Below are 13,297 nucleotides of genomic sequence, written 5' to 3'. Positions count from 1 at the left end.
TAGGCGGCCCGGCGACTGTGTTTCCGACGTCGGCACACCCCACACCAGGAAGAGGGAATCACGCCATGAGCAGCACTGTGGAGCTGACCAAGGAGAACTTCGACCAGACGGTCACCGAGAACGAGTTCGTTCTCATCGACTTCTGGGCGTCCTGGTGCGGGCCCTGCCGGTCCTTCGCGCCCGTCTACGAGAAGGCCGCCGAGGAGAACCCCGACCTGGTCTTCGCCAAGGTGGACACCGAGGCGCAGCCGGAGCTGGCCGCCGCCTTCGACATCCAGTCGATCCCGACGCTGATGATCGTGCGCGACCAGGTCGCGGTCTACGCCCAGCCGGGCGCCCTGCCCGCGCCGATGCTCGCCGACCTCATCGGGCAGGCCCGCAAGCTCGACATGGACGAGGTCCGCAAGGACATCGCCGCCCAGCAGGGCCAGGCCCAGGAGGGGCAGGGGCAGGCGCAGCAGTAACGCGTGGGGGGCCGCGGTGACACCGCGTGCGGGACCGGATCAGCTGGACTCGCGCCGGATCACCGAGGCCCCCAGCACGGTGTGCACCTCGGGCTCGCCGCCCGGGTCACGCACGGCACGGTCGACCAGTTCGGCGAGGTCCTGCCCGGAGGGCAGCTCGATGTGGACCGTGCTCAGCCGGGGCCGCAGCAGCCGGCCCAGCACCAGGTCGTCGGCACCGATCACGGCGACGTCCTCGGGGATGCGGACGCCCTCGTCCTGGAGGGCGCGCATCAGCAGCATCGCGTACTCGTCGTTGTAGGCGAACACCGCGTCCAGGCCGGACCCGGTCCAGCGGGCGGCCAGTTCGGCGGCGGCCTCCTCGGTGTAGGCGAGGGGCAGCTCCGTCACGGTGGCGTCCGTGCCCCGCAGCGCCTCGCGCACGCCGGCGAGCCGGGGCCGTGAGTAGACCTCCAGTCCCGGCTCCCCGGGCAGGACGACGCCGATCCGGCGCCGGCCCCGGGCGTACAGGTGGGCGCCCGCGCAGTGGCCGACGGCGTCGTGGTCCATCAGCAGCGCGTGCGTTCCCTCGACGCGGCCGGGACCGAGGGTGACCACGGCCCGGGCGCCGGACCGCTTGAGGACGGCGACGCCCTGCGGGCCGAGTCCGGCACCGGGCACCAGGACGGCGACCGGCCGCAGCTCCGCCCAGGCACGGGCGGCCTCGTCACCCTCCAGTCCGACGCTGCCGTACTGGACGACGGTGTAGTCGAGACGGCCCAGCGCCCACTGGAGTTCGTTCAGGAACCGGCTGTACAGGGGGCCCACCGGGATCGCCGGGGCGGGCATGAGCACCATACGGCTGCGTCCGGCGCGCAGGCTGCGGGCGGCGGCGTGGGGGACGTACCCCAGTTCGCGGGCGGCCTCGTGCACGCGCCGGCGGGTCGCTGCGCTGATCCGTACGGCGCTCGTGTTGTTGAGGACGTAGGAGACGGTCGCGCGCGAGACGCCGGCCAGGCGGGCCACATCGGCACTCGTGGGCGTGTTCGGTATCTGCACCATGACAGACCGCATCTTGGCAGAGGGGCGGGGGCCGGGGCCGGGCGGGCCAAGGTGGTTCATCGTTTGACAAAGAGGGCGTCCGCACACCCTGGACGAACGCGTTCGTGCCGAACTTGTTCGCGACGAACATGTTCGTTACGGTGACGGGCATGAACGCTGCCCCCCGCTCCCGCCGGGAGCGTCCCGCCAAACCCGCCCTGACCCGGGAGGGCATCATCGCCGCCGCCGTCGCCATCCTGCGGGCGGAAGGGCTCCGCAAGGTGACGATGCGACGGCTCGCGCAGGAACTCGACACCGGCCCCGCCTCGCTCTACGTGTACGTCCGCAACACCGACGAACTCCACGCGGCCGTCCTGGACGAACTGCTCGGCACGGTCGGCCCGGCTCCGGCCGAGGGCACCTGGCGGGAACGGCTGGAGCGGGTGCTCACCGGCTACACCGCGATGCTCCTGGAGCACCCGACCCTGGCTCGCTCGGCGCTGACCGCCCGGCCTAGCGGCCCGCACTACCTGCGCCTGGTCGAGACCCTGCTGGAGCTGCTCCAGGCGGGCGGGGTACCGCTCGCCCAGGCGGCCTGGGGCGTGGACCTGCTGCTCCAGCACGCCACGGCGACCGCCGCCGAGCACGCCGGGGAGGAGCCCCAGGGCGACTGGCAGGCGGCGGCCCGGGCCCTGCGCGAGGCGCCCGCGGCCACCCATCCGCACATCGCCGCCGGTGCCGACGCGCTGCTGTCCGGCACGCCCGGGGCCCGTCTGTCGTGGGCGTTCCAGACGCTGATCAACGGCATCGAGCGGACGGCCGTACCGAACCCCGTACCGACCGACGTACCGACCGACGTACCGACCGAAGGCCAGGAGGCCACGTGACCACCGTTTCCCTCCCCCACCACCCCGTCGTGGTCGTCGGTGCAGGGCTCGGCGGGCTCACGCTCGCCCGCGTGCTGCACGTGCACGGCATGGAGGCCGCGCTGTTCGACCTGGACGCGTCGGCGGACGCCCGGGTCCAGGGCGGCATGCTCGACATCCACGACGACACCGGCCAGAAGGCACTGCGGGCCGCCGGCCTGCGCGAGGAGTTCCTGACCCGGGTGCTCTCCGGCGGCCAAGCCCTGCGGGTCCTCGACCAGGACGGCGCGGTCCGGCTGGCGGAGCCCGACGACGACATCGGCGGTCGGCCCGAGATAGACCGGGGCGACCTGCGCGGACTGCTGCTCGGCTCCCTGCCCGCCGGCACGGTCCGCTGGGGCGCCAAGGTCACCGGCGCGCGCCCGCTGGACGGGGGCCGGCACCGGGTGACGCTCGCGGACGGCAGCGAGTTCACCACCGATGTGCTGGTCGGCGCGGACGGCGCCTGGTCGCGCGTGCGTCCGCTGGTCTCCGCGGCCCGGCCGGCGTACACCGGTGTGTCGTTCGTGGAGGTGGACCTGTGGGAGGCGGATGCGCGGCACCCGGCGAGCGCGGAGGTGGTCGGCGGCGGCATGCTCTTCGCGCTCGGGCCCGGCCGCGGCCTCCTCGCCCACCGCGAGACGGACGGCAGCCTGCACGTGTACGCCGCCGTGGTGGCGCCGGAGGACTGGCTGGACGGCATCGACTTCACCGACACCGAGGCGGCGAAGACGGCCGTGCTGAAGGAGTTCGACGGCTGGGACGCGAGCCTGCGGGCGCTGGTCGCGGACGCGGACGGCGCGCTGGTGCCCCGCCGCATCCACGCCCTGCCGGCCGGCCATCGCTGGGAGCGGGTGCCCGGGGTGACCCTGCTCGGCGACGCGGCCCACCTGATGTCGCCGTTCGCGGGCGAGGGCGCCAACCTTGCCCTGATCGACGGCGCCGAACTCGGCCTCGCCCTGGCCGCGCACCCCGGGGACACGGAGGCCGCGCTGGCCGCCTACGAGTCCCGGATGTTCCCCCGCGCCGCGGCCTCCGCGACGGACTCCGCCCACAGCCAGTCCCTGCTGTTCCGCACGGACGCGCCGCAGGGGTTGGTGAACATGTTCACCGGCCAGGCCGGCTGACCGGGCGGACCCTGACTCGTCCTGGCTGGGCGAGCCGACCCGAGCGAGCCGGGGCGACTTGGCCGGGCGCCGGGGGCTCCGCGCGGGCGGAGGCGACTTCGGCCGGACGCCGGGGGTTTTTGAACGGGCGGAGCCGACTTGGCCTGGCTGGGCGCTCCGGTTCGAGCGGGGCCAAACCGACACGTGGCCGGACGCCGGGGGCTCCGCGCGGGCGGGGGCGACTCGGCCGGACGCCGAGGGTTTTCGAGCGGGCGGGGGTGTCTTGGCCGGACGCCGGGGGCTCCGCGCGGGCGGAGGCGACTTCGGCCGGACGCCGGGGGTTTTCGAACGGGCGGAGCCGACTTGGCCTGGCTGGGCGCTCCGGTTCGAGCGGGGCCAAACCGACACGTGGCCGGACGCCGGGGGCTCCGCGCGGGCGGGGGCGACTCGGCCGCGTGCGACAGTTCTGCCCGGTGCGCGTCGGCTTGGCCGGGCTAGGCCGTCCGAGCCGGGCCGGTTCGGCCGGTCCGGTTCGGCCGGTCCGGCTCCGGCTCGGCCGATTCGCTGGTTCCGCGCGGCCGGTTCGGGCGGCCCGGCTCGGTGAGTCCGCGCAGCCGATTCGCTGGTTCCGCGGGGCCGGTTCGGGCGGTCCGGCTCGGTGATTTCACGCGGGCCGGCTCGTTCAGGTCCGGCCCCGGCGACTTGGTCGCTACCCGGCTCCGCACGAGGTTCCGTACGAGCCCGCCGTACCCCAGCGGCTCGGTGCGGCTCCACGCCACCGCATCGGCTCCGCGGCGGGGCGGGCCCGTCGGGACGGTCCGGCGCGGCCCGCTCAGCCCTGCCTAGCGCGGCGGCTCCGTGCCGGTCACCCGGGCGACCAGGTCGAGCCAGCCGGATTCCAGGCGTTCCATCGGCATGTCGCACTGCCGGGTCAGGTGGTGGATCAGCGCGGGGTCCAGCGAGGCCAGCAGGGTGTGGGCCAGCAGGTCGCAGTCGGCGTCCGGGACGATCTGGCGCAGCAGCATCGTGACGTGCATGCGCAGCGACCCGGCGGCGGGGTGCAGGAGCCGGCGGGTCGGCTCCGGCTGGGCGGCCAGCTGGAGGTCGAGCTGCTCCGCGGTGCGGTACAGCACCGCCACGCCGAACGCCCGCAGCCGCTCCAGGGGCGGCGAGCCGGGACCCAGCGGCGGGGGCCCGCTCAGGAAGTCGGCCTGGAGTTGCCTGGCCGAGTGGTCGAGCAGGGCCATCAGCAGCCCGGTGCGGTCGCCGAAGCGGCGGAAGACGGTGCCCTTGCCCACGTTGGCCGCCGCCGCCACCGCCTCCATGGTGACGCCGGCCACCCCGTGCTCCGCGATCAGCCGGGCGGCGGCCTCCAGCAGCCGGGCCCGGTTGCGGGCGGCGTCGGCCCGCAGGAACGGCGCCTCGGAAGCCGGGCCGACCTCCAGCAACTGGGGCGTGTCGAGGGGCTCCTGTGGCTTCGGGAAGGGCGGCAGAGCGCTGGACATGTCGACAGCGTAAAGCATCGGGAACAAAACTGGACCGCGGTCCGGTTAGGGTGATACAAACTTAAACGGACCCCGGTCCGGATCGTGACAGCGATGTTTCAGCCCTTTGGAGTTCCCATGTCTGTTCGCATCCTCGCGCTCGTCGGCAGCCTTCGCGCCGGTTCGCACAACCGCCAGCTCGCCGAGGCGGCCGTGAAGCTCGCGCCGGAGGGCGCCGAGGTCGAGCTGTACGAGGGCCTGGCCGACATCCCGTTCTACAACGAGGACCTCGACGTCGAGGGCAACGTGCCTGCCGCCGCCGCCAAGCTGCGCGAGGCCGCCCAGGCCGCGGACGCCTTCCTGCTCTTCTCCCCCGAGTACAACGGCAGCATCCCGGCCGTGCTGAAGAACGCCATCGACTGGCTGTCCCGCCCCTACGGCGCCGGCGCCTTCGGCGGCAAGCCCGTCGCCGTGGTCGGCACCGCCTTCGGCCAGTACGGCGGCGTGTGGGCGCAGGACGAGGCCCGCAAGGCCGTCGGCATCGCCGGCGGCAAGGTGATCGAGGACATCAAGCTGTCCATCCCCGGCTCGGTCACCCGCTTCGCCGAGACCCACCCGGTCGACGACGCCGAGGTCGCCGCCCAGCTGACCGAGGTCGTCGCCCGTCTGCACGGCAACGTCGGCGCTGCCGCCGCCTGAGCCGTACCGCCGCTCCCGTCGGGACCGGCACCCTACGTTCCCGGTGAGGGCCGGAGCCGTCGCGGCTCCGGCCCTCACCCGTGTCGCAGCCCCTGGTGCCGGGGCTGCCGCCGAAGCCTCCCGGCCCCGGCGGGTCGTGCTCCGGACGGCAGGGGGTAGACGGCTTTCGTGACCGCTCATGACCGGTCACGACCGTCTACGTCGTGACCGACCGCCGGACGCCCCACGGAAGGAGCAGGAGGAGCCATGTCCCTGGTCCCCCCGCCGTTCGACACGGAACTCGCAGCCGTACTGGAGTCGTTCCGGGGCGTGATCGAGCCCGGGTTGACACCGGCCGACGTCGAGGCCGCCCGGCGCGGCGCGGCCGTCGAGCTGGTGGACGTGACCATGGACGGCGCGTTCGAGGCGGAGGACCGTACGGTGTCCGGTCCGGAGGGTGCCCCCGGTGTCTCCCTCCTCCTGTGCCGGCCGACGACCGCTCCCGTCCCGGCCCCGCTGCCGGTGCTGTACCACGTGCACGGCGGCGGCCTGGTGGCCGGCACCAACCGGGTCGGCGTGACCGAACCGCTGGCCTGGGCGCGCGAGCTGGGCGCGGTCGTGGTGTCGGTCGAGTACCGGCTCGCGCCCGAGCATCCGCATCCGGCGCCGATCGAGGACGTGTACGCCGGGCTGCTGTGGACCGCGGAGCACGCGCGGGAGATCGGCGGCGACCCGGACCGGATCGTCGTGGCGGGCGCCAGCGCGGGCGGCGGTCTGACCGCGGCGCTGGCCCTGCTCGCCCGGGACCGGCGGGGCCCGCGTCCCCTCGGCCAGCTGCTGATGTGCCCGATGCTGGACGACCGCAACGACAGCGTCTCCAGCCGTCAGATGGCCGGCCTGGGCGTGTGGGACCGTACCGCGAACGAGACCGCCTGGACGGCCCTGCTCGGCGACCGCCGCGGCGGCCCCGAGGTGTCCCCGTACGCGGCCCCGGCCCGTGCCACCGACCTGTCCGGCCTTCCCCGGGCCTTCCTGGACGTGGGCTCCGCGGAGACCTTCAGGGACGAGGTGGTCGGCTACGCGTCCCGGATCTGGCAGGCCGGCGGCGAGGCCGAACTCCACGTCTGGCCGGGCGGCTGCCACGGCTTCGACGCCCTCGCCCCGGAGGCGACCCTGTCCCGCACGGCCCGCGCGGCCCGCCTGAGGTGGCTGCGGCGGCTGCTGGGTTGATCCCCCAGCACCCGACACACCCGGGTCCTGGAGTCTGGTTCGAGACGGAGGACCCGGAGCGGTACGGCGAGGAGCCCTGGGACTTCGACGAGGCGGAACGCGCCTTCCTCGCGGCCCTGCGCGGCCGGGCCGCCGCCTGCCAGTGCCGTGGGCTCCCAGCCGAACCGGACGGCCCGAGGACGGCTCCTCGCTGCTCGTCCACGTGTGCCTCCTCGACGAGGCGCGCTCGGTGGCGCTCGCCGAGTGGTCCGTGCACTTCCACGGCTCTCACGTGCGCGCGGGGAAGGTCCGCGACCAGCTCTTCACTCCGCACGAGTCACCCGAGCGCGGCCTCTTCCGCGCCTCCGGCGCGGTGGAGGAACCCGCCGAGCGGTGCGCCGCCTGCTTCGAGCGCCTGTCGAGCCGTCCCGCCATTCGTGCCGGGTGGCCGCGCCTGCCCGAGGGATCACCGCTCCACCCCCTGGAAGAAACCGGCCCCGGAAGACACCCGCCGGAAAACCGCGCTCCCGGCCCGCTGTGACGTTACCGTTCGGTAGACATCGTGCCCGGAGTCTCCCGGAGGTGCTCGTCCATGACACCCGACCGTGCCGCAGGACTCGTGGAGACCCGGCGTGCGCTCGCCGAGGGGGAGGTGAGCTCGCGGGAGGTGGTGGAGCGGACGCTGGCGCGGATCGAGGCCGCTCAGGCGACGCTGAACCCCTTCCGGATCGTGCGCGCCGAGGCCGCCCTCGCCGAAGCGGAGGCTGCGGACCGGGAGTTGGCCGCCGGTGTGCGGCGCCCGCTGCTCGGGGTGCCGGTGGCGGTGAAGGACGACATGGACGTGGCCGGTGAGCCGACCGCGTTCGGCTGCTGCGGCGAGTTCCCGCCGGCGCCCGTGGACGGGGAGGCGGTACGGCGGCTGCGCGCGGCCGGCGCGGTGATCGTCGGCAAGACGAACACGTGCGAGCTGGGGCAGTGGCCGTTCACCGAGGGGCCGGCCTTCGGGGAGACCCGCAACCCGTGGAACACCGAGCACACGCCCGGCGGGTCCTCCGGTGGTTCGGCCGCAGCCGTCGCCGCCGGGCTCGTCCCGGCCGCGCTCGGCTCCGACGGCGCCGGTTCGGTACGCATCCCGGCCTCCTGGACGCACCTGATCGGCATCAAGCCGCAGCGCGGCCGTATCTCGACCTGGCCGCGCGGCGAGTCCTTCCAGGGCATCACGGTCAACGGCACCCTCGCCCGTACGGTCGCCGACGCGGCCCTGCTGCTCGACGCGGCGAGCGGCAACCACGACCGGGACCCGCACCGGCCGGCCGCGCTGACGGTGGCGGACGCGGTCGGCCGCGACCCGGGCCGACTCCGCGTCGCCCTGTCGCTGAAGCCGCCGTTCACCGCCGTACCCGCCCGGCTGGACCCGGTGATCCGCTCCCGGGTCGTCGAACTCGCCGAGCGTCTGGCGCGGTTGGGGCATGTCGTGGAGCAGGCCGATCCGCCGTACGGGCAGATCGGTCTGGCCTTCGTGCCCCGGGCCACCGCCGGGATCGCCGAGCGGGTCCGCGAGGCACCGGATCCTGCGCTGCTCGATCCGCGTACCCGGGGTGCCGCCCGGCTCGGCCGGCTGCTCGCCGGTGCCCCGCTCCGGGCGGCCCGGCGCGCCGAGGCGGTGCTGCACCGGCGGATCGGCGCGTTCTTCGAGTCGTACGACGTGATCCTCGCCCCGACCACCGCCATGCCCCCGCCCCGGATCGGTGCCCTGTCCGGGCTCGGCGGGCTGGCCACGGACCGGGCGATCATCGCCGCCTGCCCCTACGCCTGGCCGTGGAACGTGCTCGGCTGGCCGGGGGTGAACGTGCCCGCCGGGTTCGCCGGCCCCGGACTCCCGGTGGGCGCGCAGTTGCTCGGGCCGGCCGACAGTGAGCCGCTCCTGGTGTCGCTGGCCGCGCAGTTGGAGGCGGAGCTGCGCTGGCACGAGCTGTGGCCGCCGGAGGGGGCGGACGCCGACGCGGATGCCGGCACTCCGGCCGCGTGACGGCGTTCCGCCCGTACGCTGGGGCCATGGACGACGCGTCGATGGTCGGGCTGATGGGGCGGGTGACCGGGACGGTCGGACCCGGTCTGGTCGGCGAGGTGATCGTGCGGGTGCGCGGCGGCGCGGAGCACTTCCTCGCCTATCCGGCCGACGGTACGGGCCGGATCGCGACCGGCACGGTCGTGATGGTGGTGGAGTACCTGCCACCGAGGACGGTCTACGTGACGGCGGCGTACGACAGTTGAGCCCGCGTCGCCCCAGGTGAGGGCGGCGTGCGTCAAGATTGCAACAAGGATCACCCGGCGTCTTCACCCGGGCCCGCCGCAGGCGCACACTCCCTTCGTTCGGTGCCGACAGGGCACCATGCAAAGGGGGCGTATGCCGATGGTTGTCGGCGTCGTTGCGGGGGCGGTCGTCGTTGCCGTCCTCGTGTTGATCGGTCTGTTCAAGATGATGTGGCGGGTCGCCGAGCCGAACGAGGCGCTCATCATCTCCGGGTCCAAGCACCGCACCGAGGGCCTGGAGGAGGGCATGGGCTTCCGCATCGTCACCGGGCGCGGCACGCTGGTGCTGCCCGGCGTGCAGGCGGTGCGCAAGCTGTCGCTGGACCTGAACGAGACCGAGCTGCACGTGGACTGCGTGACGCACCAGGGCATTCCGCTGAAGGTGCGGGGCGTGGTCATCTTCAAGGTCGGCGACGACTTCGTGTCGATCGCGAACGCGGCCCGTCGTTTCCTGGACCAGCAGAAGCTGATGTCGGAGCGGGTGCACAACGTCTTCGCCGGTCATCTCCGGTCGATCGTGGGTGGGTTGACGGTCGAGGACATGATCCGCGACCGGGAGAAGCTGACCGGGCAGACCCGGGCGGCCTGTGGCACGGAGATGGAGAAGCTCGGTCTGATCGTGGACTCGCTCCAGATCCACGAGATCGAGGATCCGACCGGGTACATCCAGAACCTGGCGATGCCGCACGCGGCGGCCGTCCAGCGGGACGCGCGCATCGCGCAGGCCGAGGCGAATCGGCTGGCCACGGAGGCCGAGCAGCAGTCGTTCGCGCGGATGGCGGAAGCCACCCGGGACAGTGAGATCCTCCAGGCCGGCTACCAGGCCGAGCGGGACAAGGCGGCGGCCAAGGCCCAGCAGGCCGGCCCGCTCGCCGCGGCGGCGGCCCGGCAGGAGGTCGTCGTGCAGGAGACACGGGTCGCCGAACTGGAGGCGCACCGGCGGGAACAACAGCTCCAGGCGGACGTCCGCAAGCCGGCGGACGCCAAGGCGTACGAGAAGCGGACGCTGGCCGAGGCCGAGCGTGACGCGCGGATCTCGGCGGCCCAGGCGAAGGCGAAGGAGACGGAGCTGGCGGCGGCGGCCGAGGCTACCCAGGTGAAGGCCGCCGCCGCGGCCGAGGCCGAGGCGACCAAGACCCGGGGTGCGGCGAGCGCCGCCGCCACCCGGGCCACCGGTGAGGCCGAGGCCGCCGCCCAGCAGGCGAAGGGCCTGGCGGAGGCCGAGGCCACCCGCGCCCAGGGCCTGGCGGAGGCGGAGGCCATCAAGGCGAGGGCCGCGGCCCTCGCGGAGAACCAGGAGGCGGTCGTCGCCCAGCAACTCGCCGAGAAGTGGCCGGAGATCGTCCAGGCGGGGGCGTCTGCGTTCGGCAACGTGGACAACATGGTGCTGCTCAACGGCGCCGACGGCATGGGCGAGTTGTTCGCCAAGGCGCTCACCATGGGCGGCACGGGGCTCGGCCTCGCCCGCAAGCTGCTCGCCACGATGGGTGACAACGGACAGCCGGTGAACGGGGGTTCGCCCTCGCTCAACGGCGTGGTGGCCCCTCCGCCGCAGAAGGTGCCGGTGGAGCAGGAGGGCTGAGCAAGGGGTGCTGTGCGCGGCCGGGGTCCCTCACCAGGGGCCCCGGCCGTGCGTGTGCACGAGCCGTTCGACCGTCTCCGGGCGCGGGGCCGGGTTCGCCCCGGGCGGCGTGGGCGAGTTCCGGGTCGGCGAGGAGTTCCGTGAGCCGGGAGGTTCGGGTGGCGGGCCAGGGCCGCCCTGACCTCGGGGTCGGGGTCACGGGTGAGCCGTTCGGCGACGGCCGGCTCGGTGTCCGGCGCCCGTGCGCCCAGGGCGCGGACCTTGGGGTCGGTGTGCCCGGCGAGGTGGGCGAGCCGGTGCGCGGGAAGTCCGGCAGGGCGGGCAGGCGTTCGCGTTCCGGGTGTCGGCATGTTCCCTGGTCCCCCGTGCGCGTCCCGGCCTCGCGGCTCCCCACTCGACCCTACGGGGTCACGCCGTGAGCAGGGCGACGCCGAGGGCGATCAGGGCGCCTGCCTTGAGGACTTCCAGGGCCACGTACCACAGGTGGCTGCGCGAGCGGGGCAGTTCCTCTCCCGCGAGGACCCGGTCGGACCTGCGGTTGAGGAGGGGGCGCACGACGCCCAGCTGGGCGAGGAGGAGGGCCGCCACCGCCGCGGTCAGCGAGATGACGGCGGCCGGGGCGTCGCCCAGCGCGACCGCGAGGACCACGACGACCGCGAGGACGGTCTCCACGGCGTTCAGCGCGCGGAACACCAGTCGTCCGATCGCGAGACCGACGGGAATCGTCACGCCCGGGGCACGGAACTTCAGCGGCGCCTCCAGGAAGGAGATCGCCAGCACCATCCCGAGCCAGACGAAGGTGACCGCGCCGGCGGTCGCCGCGGCGGTGGTGTTCATGGGGGGCCTTTCTCCGCCGGGGTGGTGGGGCGGCAGGGTTGATCGGGACGGGCGGTGCGGTGGCCGCGGATCCGGCTCGCGGTGCGACGGCCGCCGATTTTGCGAGCGGCGCGATGGGCGCCGCGGGCGGCGGGCGGTGCGTTGGCTGGCGATCCGGCTAGCGGGGCGGTGGCTGCCGACCCAGCAGGCGGTGCGGTGACTGCCGCGGGCGGCGGGCTCGACTCGGTGAGTGAAGCGCCCGGACGCGCGCGGGACGGTTCAGCCGGGCGCGGTCCCCGCCAAGTGGGCCACGCAGGAGTCGGGTTCGGCGAACGGTTCCAGCGTGGTGGCCGTCAGTGGTGCGCCCAGCTCCGCCAACGCTCCCTGCATCAGGCCCAGATGGAGCGAGCAGACCAACCCGCCCTGTTCCTCGGCGAGTTCGAGGAAGGGGCAGTGCCGCAGGCGGATCCGCTCCGGCGTGCGGCCGGGCTCGCCGCCCGCTCCGTCCTCCCCGTCCGGCCGCGGCGCGAAGCCCAGGCCGTCCAGCAGGGCGAGCAACGCGGACACCGACCGCTCGGGCGTCACCGGCTCGTACGGCGGGAGGGGGTCCACCAGGAAACGGCCCCAGGCCCGGCCCGTCTCCATCGCCTCTGCCCGCGCCCCGGCCGGGTCGGCGGCGGCGGCCCACCGGCTGAGCAGCATACGGGCGAGCAACCGGTAGTCGCGGTGGCCGCCGCGGTCCATGCCGGGGCGCACGGTGTGGACGGTGCGAGGCCGGCCCGGCCCCGTGGGTGCCACGACCCGGCGTTCCACCAGGCCGTCGGCCACGAGGGCGTCCAGGTGGAACCGCACGGTGTTGGGGTGGAGCCCCATCCGCTCGGCGGCCTCCGCGACCCCGAGCGGTGCGGGCGCGGTGCGCAGCACCTCCAGCACCTCCCGGCGGCGCGGGCTCTCCCGCGTGGTCATGTCCGGACACCCCTCTCCCACCTGCGGCCATTTTCACGAATCCTACATGTATTAATTGTAAAGTGGTCGGACACCGTGGGCAGGGATACGGAAGAGCCGAGGAGAACACCAGATGACGTCGCCGTCCGCGACCGACACCGCAGCAGCCCGTCCGGCGACGGACCCGCGCGTGCTGTGCGACACCCGCGCGCTGGCCGACATGCCCCCGGCACCGGCCGGGGTGCTGTGGAAGCTGGCGGAGAGCGGTCGGCAGCTCGACGCGAACGTCGTCCGGCTGGCTCCGGGCGGACGGATCACGGCCCACACCGAGGCGCAACTGGACGTGCTGGTCCTGGTCGTCGACGGGGACGGCACGCTCGGCAACGGCTCCTCGGAGGCCGTGGAGGCGCTCACCGAGGGCGCCTTGGTCTGGCTGCCGCACGGCGCCGCCCGCAGCATCACCGCCGGCGAGTCCGGGCTGACCTATCTGACGGTGCACGGCCGGCGCCCCGGCATGCGGATCGGCACGCGCCCGACGGGCACGGCACCGCTCCAGCGCCCCGGTTCCGCACCGGACCGGCACCCCGGCCCGGCCCCGCAGTAACCCACCGGCACCGGAGCCGGGTTGTGCGGACCCCTAAAGGCTGTCCCGCAGAAGACTTTCCGGTGGCGGCGGGCTAGTGTCCTGCGCCGGAGATCCGTCGGCAGAATTGGGCAAGGGAGTCGAGGATCTCCTCGGCTGTCTTGGTCCAGATGAACGGCTTCGGGTCCTCGT

The 13,297-nt window shown here is 74.2% G+C and carries 14 protein-coding genes; 10 read left to right on the top strand and 4 right to left on the bottom strand.

The window, feature by feature from the left end; translation table 11 throughout:
• Positions 1-65: 65 nt before the first annotated feature.
• Entirely contained in the window at positions 66-464 is a 399-nt protein-coding gene (gene trxA / locus IE294_RS17695; protein WP_189887139.1) for a thioredoxin, read from the top strand.
• Between the two features lie 39 nt (positions 465-503).
• On the opposite strand, the gene IE294_RS17690 is transcribed toward trxA, so the two are convergent.
• On the bottom strand, positions 504-1,517 hold the full coding sequence (locus IE294_RS17690) for a LacI family DNA-binding transcriptional regulator (protein ID WP_189887137.1): 1,014 nt from the start codon (positions 1,515-1,517) through the stop codon (positions 504-506).
• Positions 1,518-1,654: 137 nt separating this feature from the next.
• On the opposite strand from IE294_RS17690, the gene IE294_RS17685 reads away from it, so the two are divergent.
• Entirely contained in the window at positions 1,655-2,371 is a 717-nt protein-coding gene (locus tag IE294_RS17685; RefSeq protein WP_189887135.1) for a TetR/AcrR family transcriptional regulator, read from the top strand.
• The gene (locus IE294_RS17680) at positions 2,368-3,516 is read left to right on the top strand and encodes an FAD-dependent oxidoreductase (RefSeq protein ID WP_189887133.1); all 1,149 of its coding nucleotides are present in this window, start codon (positions 2,368-2,370) and stop codon (positions 3,514-3,516) included. Before IE294_RS17685 ends, IE294_RS17680 begins: the two co-directional genes overlap by 4 nt.
• An 821-nt stretch (positions 3,517-4,337) precedes the next feature.
• On the opposite strand, the gene IE294_RS17675 is transcribed toward IE294_RS17680, so the two are convergent.
• Positions 4,338-5,018: a TetR/AcrR family transcriptional regulator gene (locus IE294_RS17675; RefSeq protein WP_189887131.1), complete on the bottom strand. Its 681-nt coding sequence runs from the start codon at positions 5,016-5,018 to the stop codon at positions 4,338-4,340.
• 99 nt (positions 5,019-5,117) lie between these two features.
• Between IE294_RS17675 and IE294_RS17670 the strand changes: the two genes are divergently transcribed.
• The 6 genes from IE294_RS17670 to IE294_RS17645 all read left to right on the top strand — a co-directional run bounded on the left by IE294_RS17670 (position 5,118) and on the right by IE294_RS17645 (position 10,761).
• The gene (locus IE294_RS17670; protein WP_189887129.1) at positions 5,118-5,678 is read left to right on the top strand and encodes an NADPH-dependent FMN reductase; all 561 of its coding nucleotides are present in this window, start codon (positions 5,118-5,120) and stop codon (positions 5,676-5,678) included.
• Positions 5,679-5,924: 246 nt separating this feature from the next.
• Complete coding sequence (locus tag IE294_RS17665; protein WP_189887127.1) at positions 5,925-6,887, top strand: alpha/beta hydrolase; 963 nt, start codon at positions 5,925-5,927, stop codon at positions 6,885-6,887.
• A 142-nt stretch (positions 6,888-7,029) separates the two neighbouring features.
• A complete protein-coding gene (locus tag IE294_RS17660; RefSeq protein WP_229917192.1) occupies positions 7,030-7,407 on the top strand; it encodes a hypothetical protein in 378 nt (125 codons plus the stop codon).
• 51 nt (positions 7,408-7,458) lie between these two features.
• Positions 7,459-8,895: an amidase gene (locus IE294_RS17655; RefSeq protein WP_189887125.1), complete on the top strand. Its 1,437-nt coding sequence runs from the start codon at positions 7,459-7,461 to the stop codon at positions 8,893-8,895.
• 26 nt (positions 8,896-8,921) lie between these two features.
• Entirely contained in the window at positions 8,922-9,140 is a 219-nt protein-coding gene (locus IE294_RS17650; protein ID WP_189887123.1) for an NfeD C-terminal domain-containing protein, read from the top strand.
• 133 nt (positions 9,141-9,273) lie between these two features.
• Positions 9,274-10,761, top strand: a complete 1,488-nt coding sequence (locus tag IE294_RS17645; RefSeq protein WP_189887121.1) for an SPFH domain-containing protein — start codon at positions 9,274-9,276, stop codon at positions 10,759-10,761.
• 408 nt (positions 10,762-11,169) lie between these two features.
• Here IE294_RS17645 and IE294_RS17640 read toward each other — a convergent pair whose 3' ends face one another.
• Both IE294_RS17640 and IE294_RS17635 read right to left on the bottom strand, forming a co-directional pair.
• The gene (locus IE294_RS17640; protein ID WP_189887119.1) at positions 11,170-11,598 is read right to left on the bottom strand and encodes a hypothetical protein; all 429 of its coding nucleotides are present in this window, start codon (positions 11,596-11,598) and stop codon (positions 11,170-11,172) included.
• A gap of 258 nt (positions 11,599-11,856) precedes the next feature.
• The gene (locus tag IE294_RS17635) at positions 11,857-12,543 is read right to left on the bottom strand and encodes a helix-turn-helix transcriptional regulator (protein ID WP_189887117.1); all 687 of its coding nucleotides are present in this window, start codon (positions 12,541-12,543) and stop codon (positions 11,857-11,859) included.
• A 112-nt stretch (positions 12,544-12,655) separates the two neighbouring features.
• On the opposite strand from IE294_RS17635, the gene IE294_RS17630 reads away from it, so the two are divergent.
• Positions 12,656-13,126, top strand: coding sequence for a cupin domain-containing protein (locus IE294_RS17630; protein WP_189887115.1), 471 nt, complete (start codon positions 12,656-12,658; stop codon positions 13,124-13,126).
• The last annotated feature ends 171 nt before the right edge of the window (positions 13,127-13,297 follow it).

It is taken from the genome of Streptomyces canarius, assembly GCF_014650735.1.
Classification (GTDB): domain Bacteria; phylum Actinomycetota; class Actinomycetes; order Streptomycetales; family Streptomycetaceae; genus Streptomyces; species Streptomyces olivaceoviridis.
Note: the sequence above shows the minus strand (reverse complement) of the source record. Positions and strands in the feature narration are given on the sequence as shown.

Excerpts from the sequence above, each read along its gene's own strand:
- trxA (WP_189887139.1), top strand. The coding sequence starts at position 66 with ATGAGCAGCACTGTGGAGCTGACCAAGGAGAACTTCGACCAGACGGTC.
- IE294_RS17690 (WP_189887137.1), bottom strand. The coding sequence starts at position 1,517 with ATGCGGTCTGTCATGGTGCAGATACCGAACACGCCCACGAGTGCCGAT.
- IE294_RS17685 (WP_189887135.1), top strand. The coding sequence starts at position 1,655 with ATGAACGCTGCCCCCCGCTCCCGCCGGGAGCGTCCCGCCAAACCCGCC.
- IE294_RS17675 (WP_189887131.1), bottom strand. The coding sequence starts at position 5,018 with ATGCTTTACGCTGTCGACATGTCCAGCGCTCTGCCGCCCTTCCCGAAG.
- IE294_RS17670 (WP_189887129.1), top strand. The coding sequence starts at position 5,118 with ATGTCTGTTCGCATCCTCGCGCTCGTCGGCAGCCTTCGCGCCGGTTCG.
- IE294_RS17665 (WP_189887127.1), top strand. The coding sequence starts at position 5,925 with ATGTCCCTGGTCCCCCCGCCGTTCGACACGGAACTCGCAGCCGTACTG.
- IE294_RS17655 (WP_189887125.1), top strand. The coding sequence starts at position 7,459 with ATGACACCCGACCGTGCCGCAGGACTCGTGGAGACCCGGCGTGCGCTC.
- IE294_RS17650 (WP_189887123.1), top strand. The coding sequence starts at position 8,922 with ATGGACGACGCGTCGATGGTCGGGCTGATGGGGCGGGTGACCGGGACG.
- IE294_RS17645 (WP_189887121.1), top strand. The coding sequence starts at position 9,274 with ATGCCGATGGTTGTCGGCGTCGTTGCGGGGGCGGTCGTCGTTGCCGTC.
- IE294_RS17640 (WP_189887119.1), bottom strand. The coding sequence starts at position 11,598 with ATGAACACCACCGCCGCGGCGACCGCCGGCGCGGTCACCTTCGTCTGG.
- IE294_RS17635 (WP_189887117.1), bottom strand. The coding sequence starts at position 12,543 with ATGACCACGCGGGAGAGCCCGCGCCGCCGGGAGGTGCTGGAGGTGCTG.
- IE294_RS17630 (WP_189887115.1), top strand. The coding sequence starts at position 12,656 with ATGACGTCGCCGTCCGCGACCGACACCGCAGCAGCCCGTCCGGCGACG.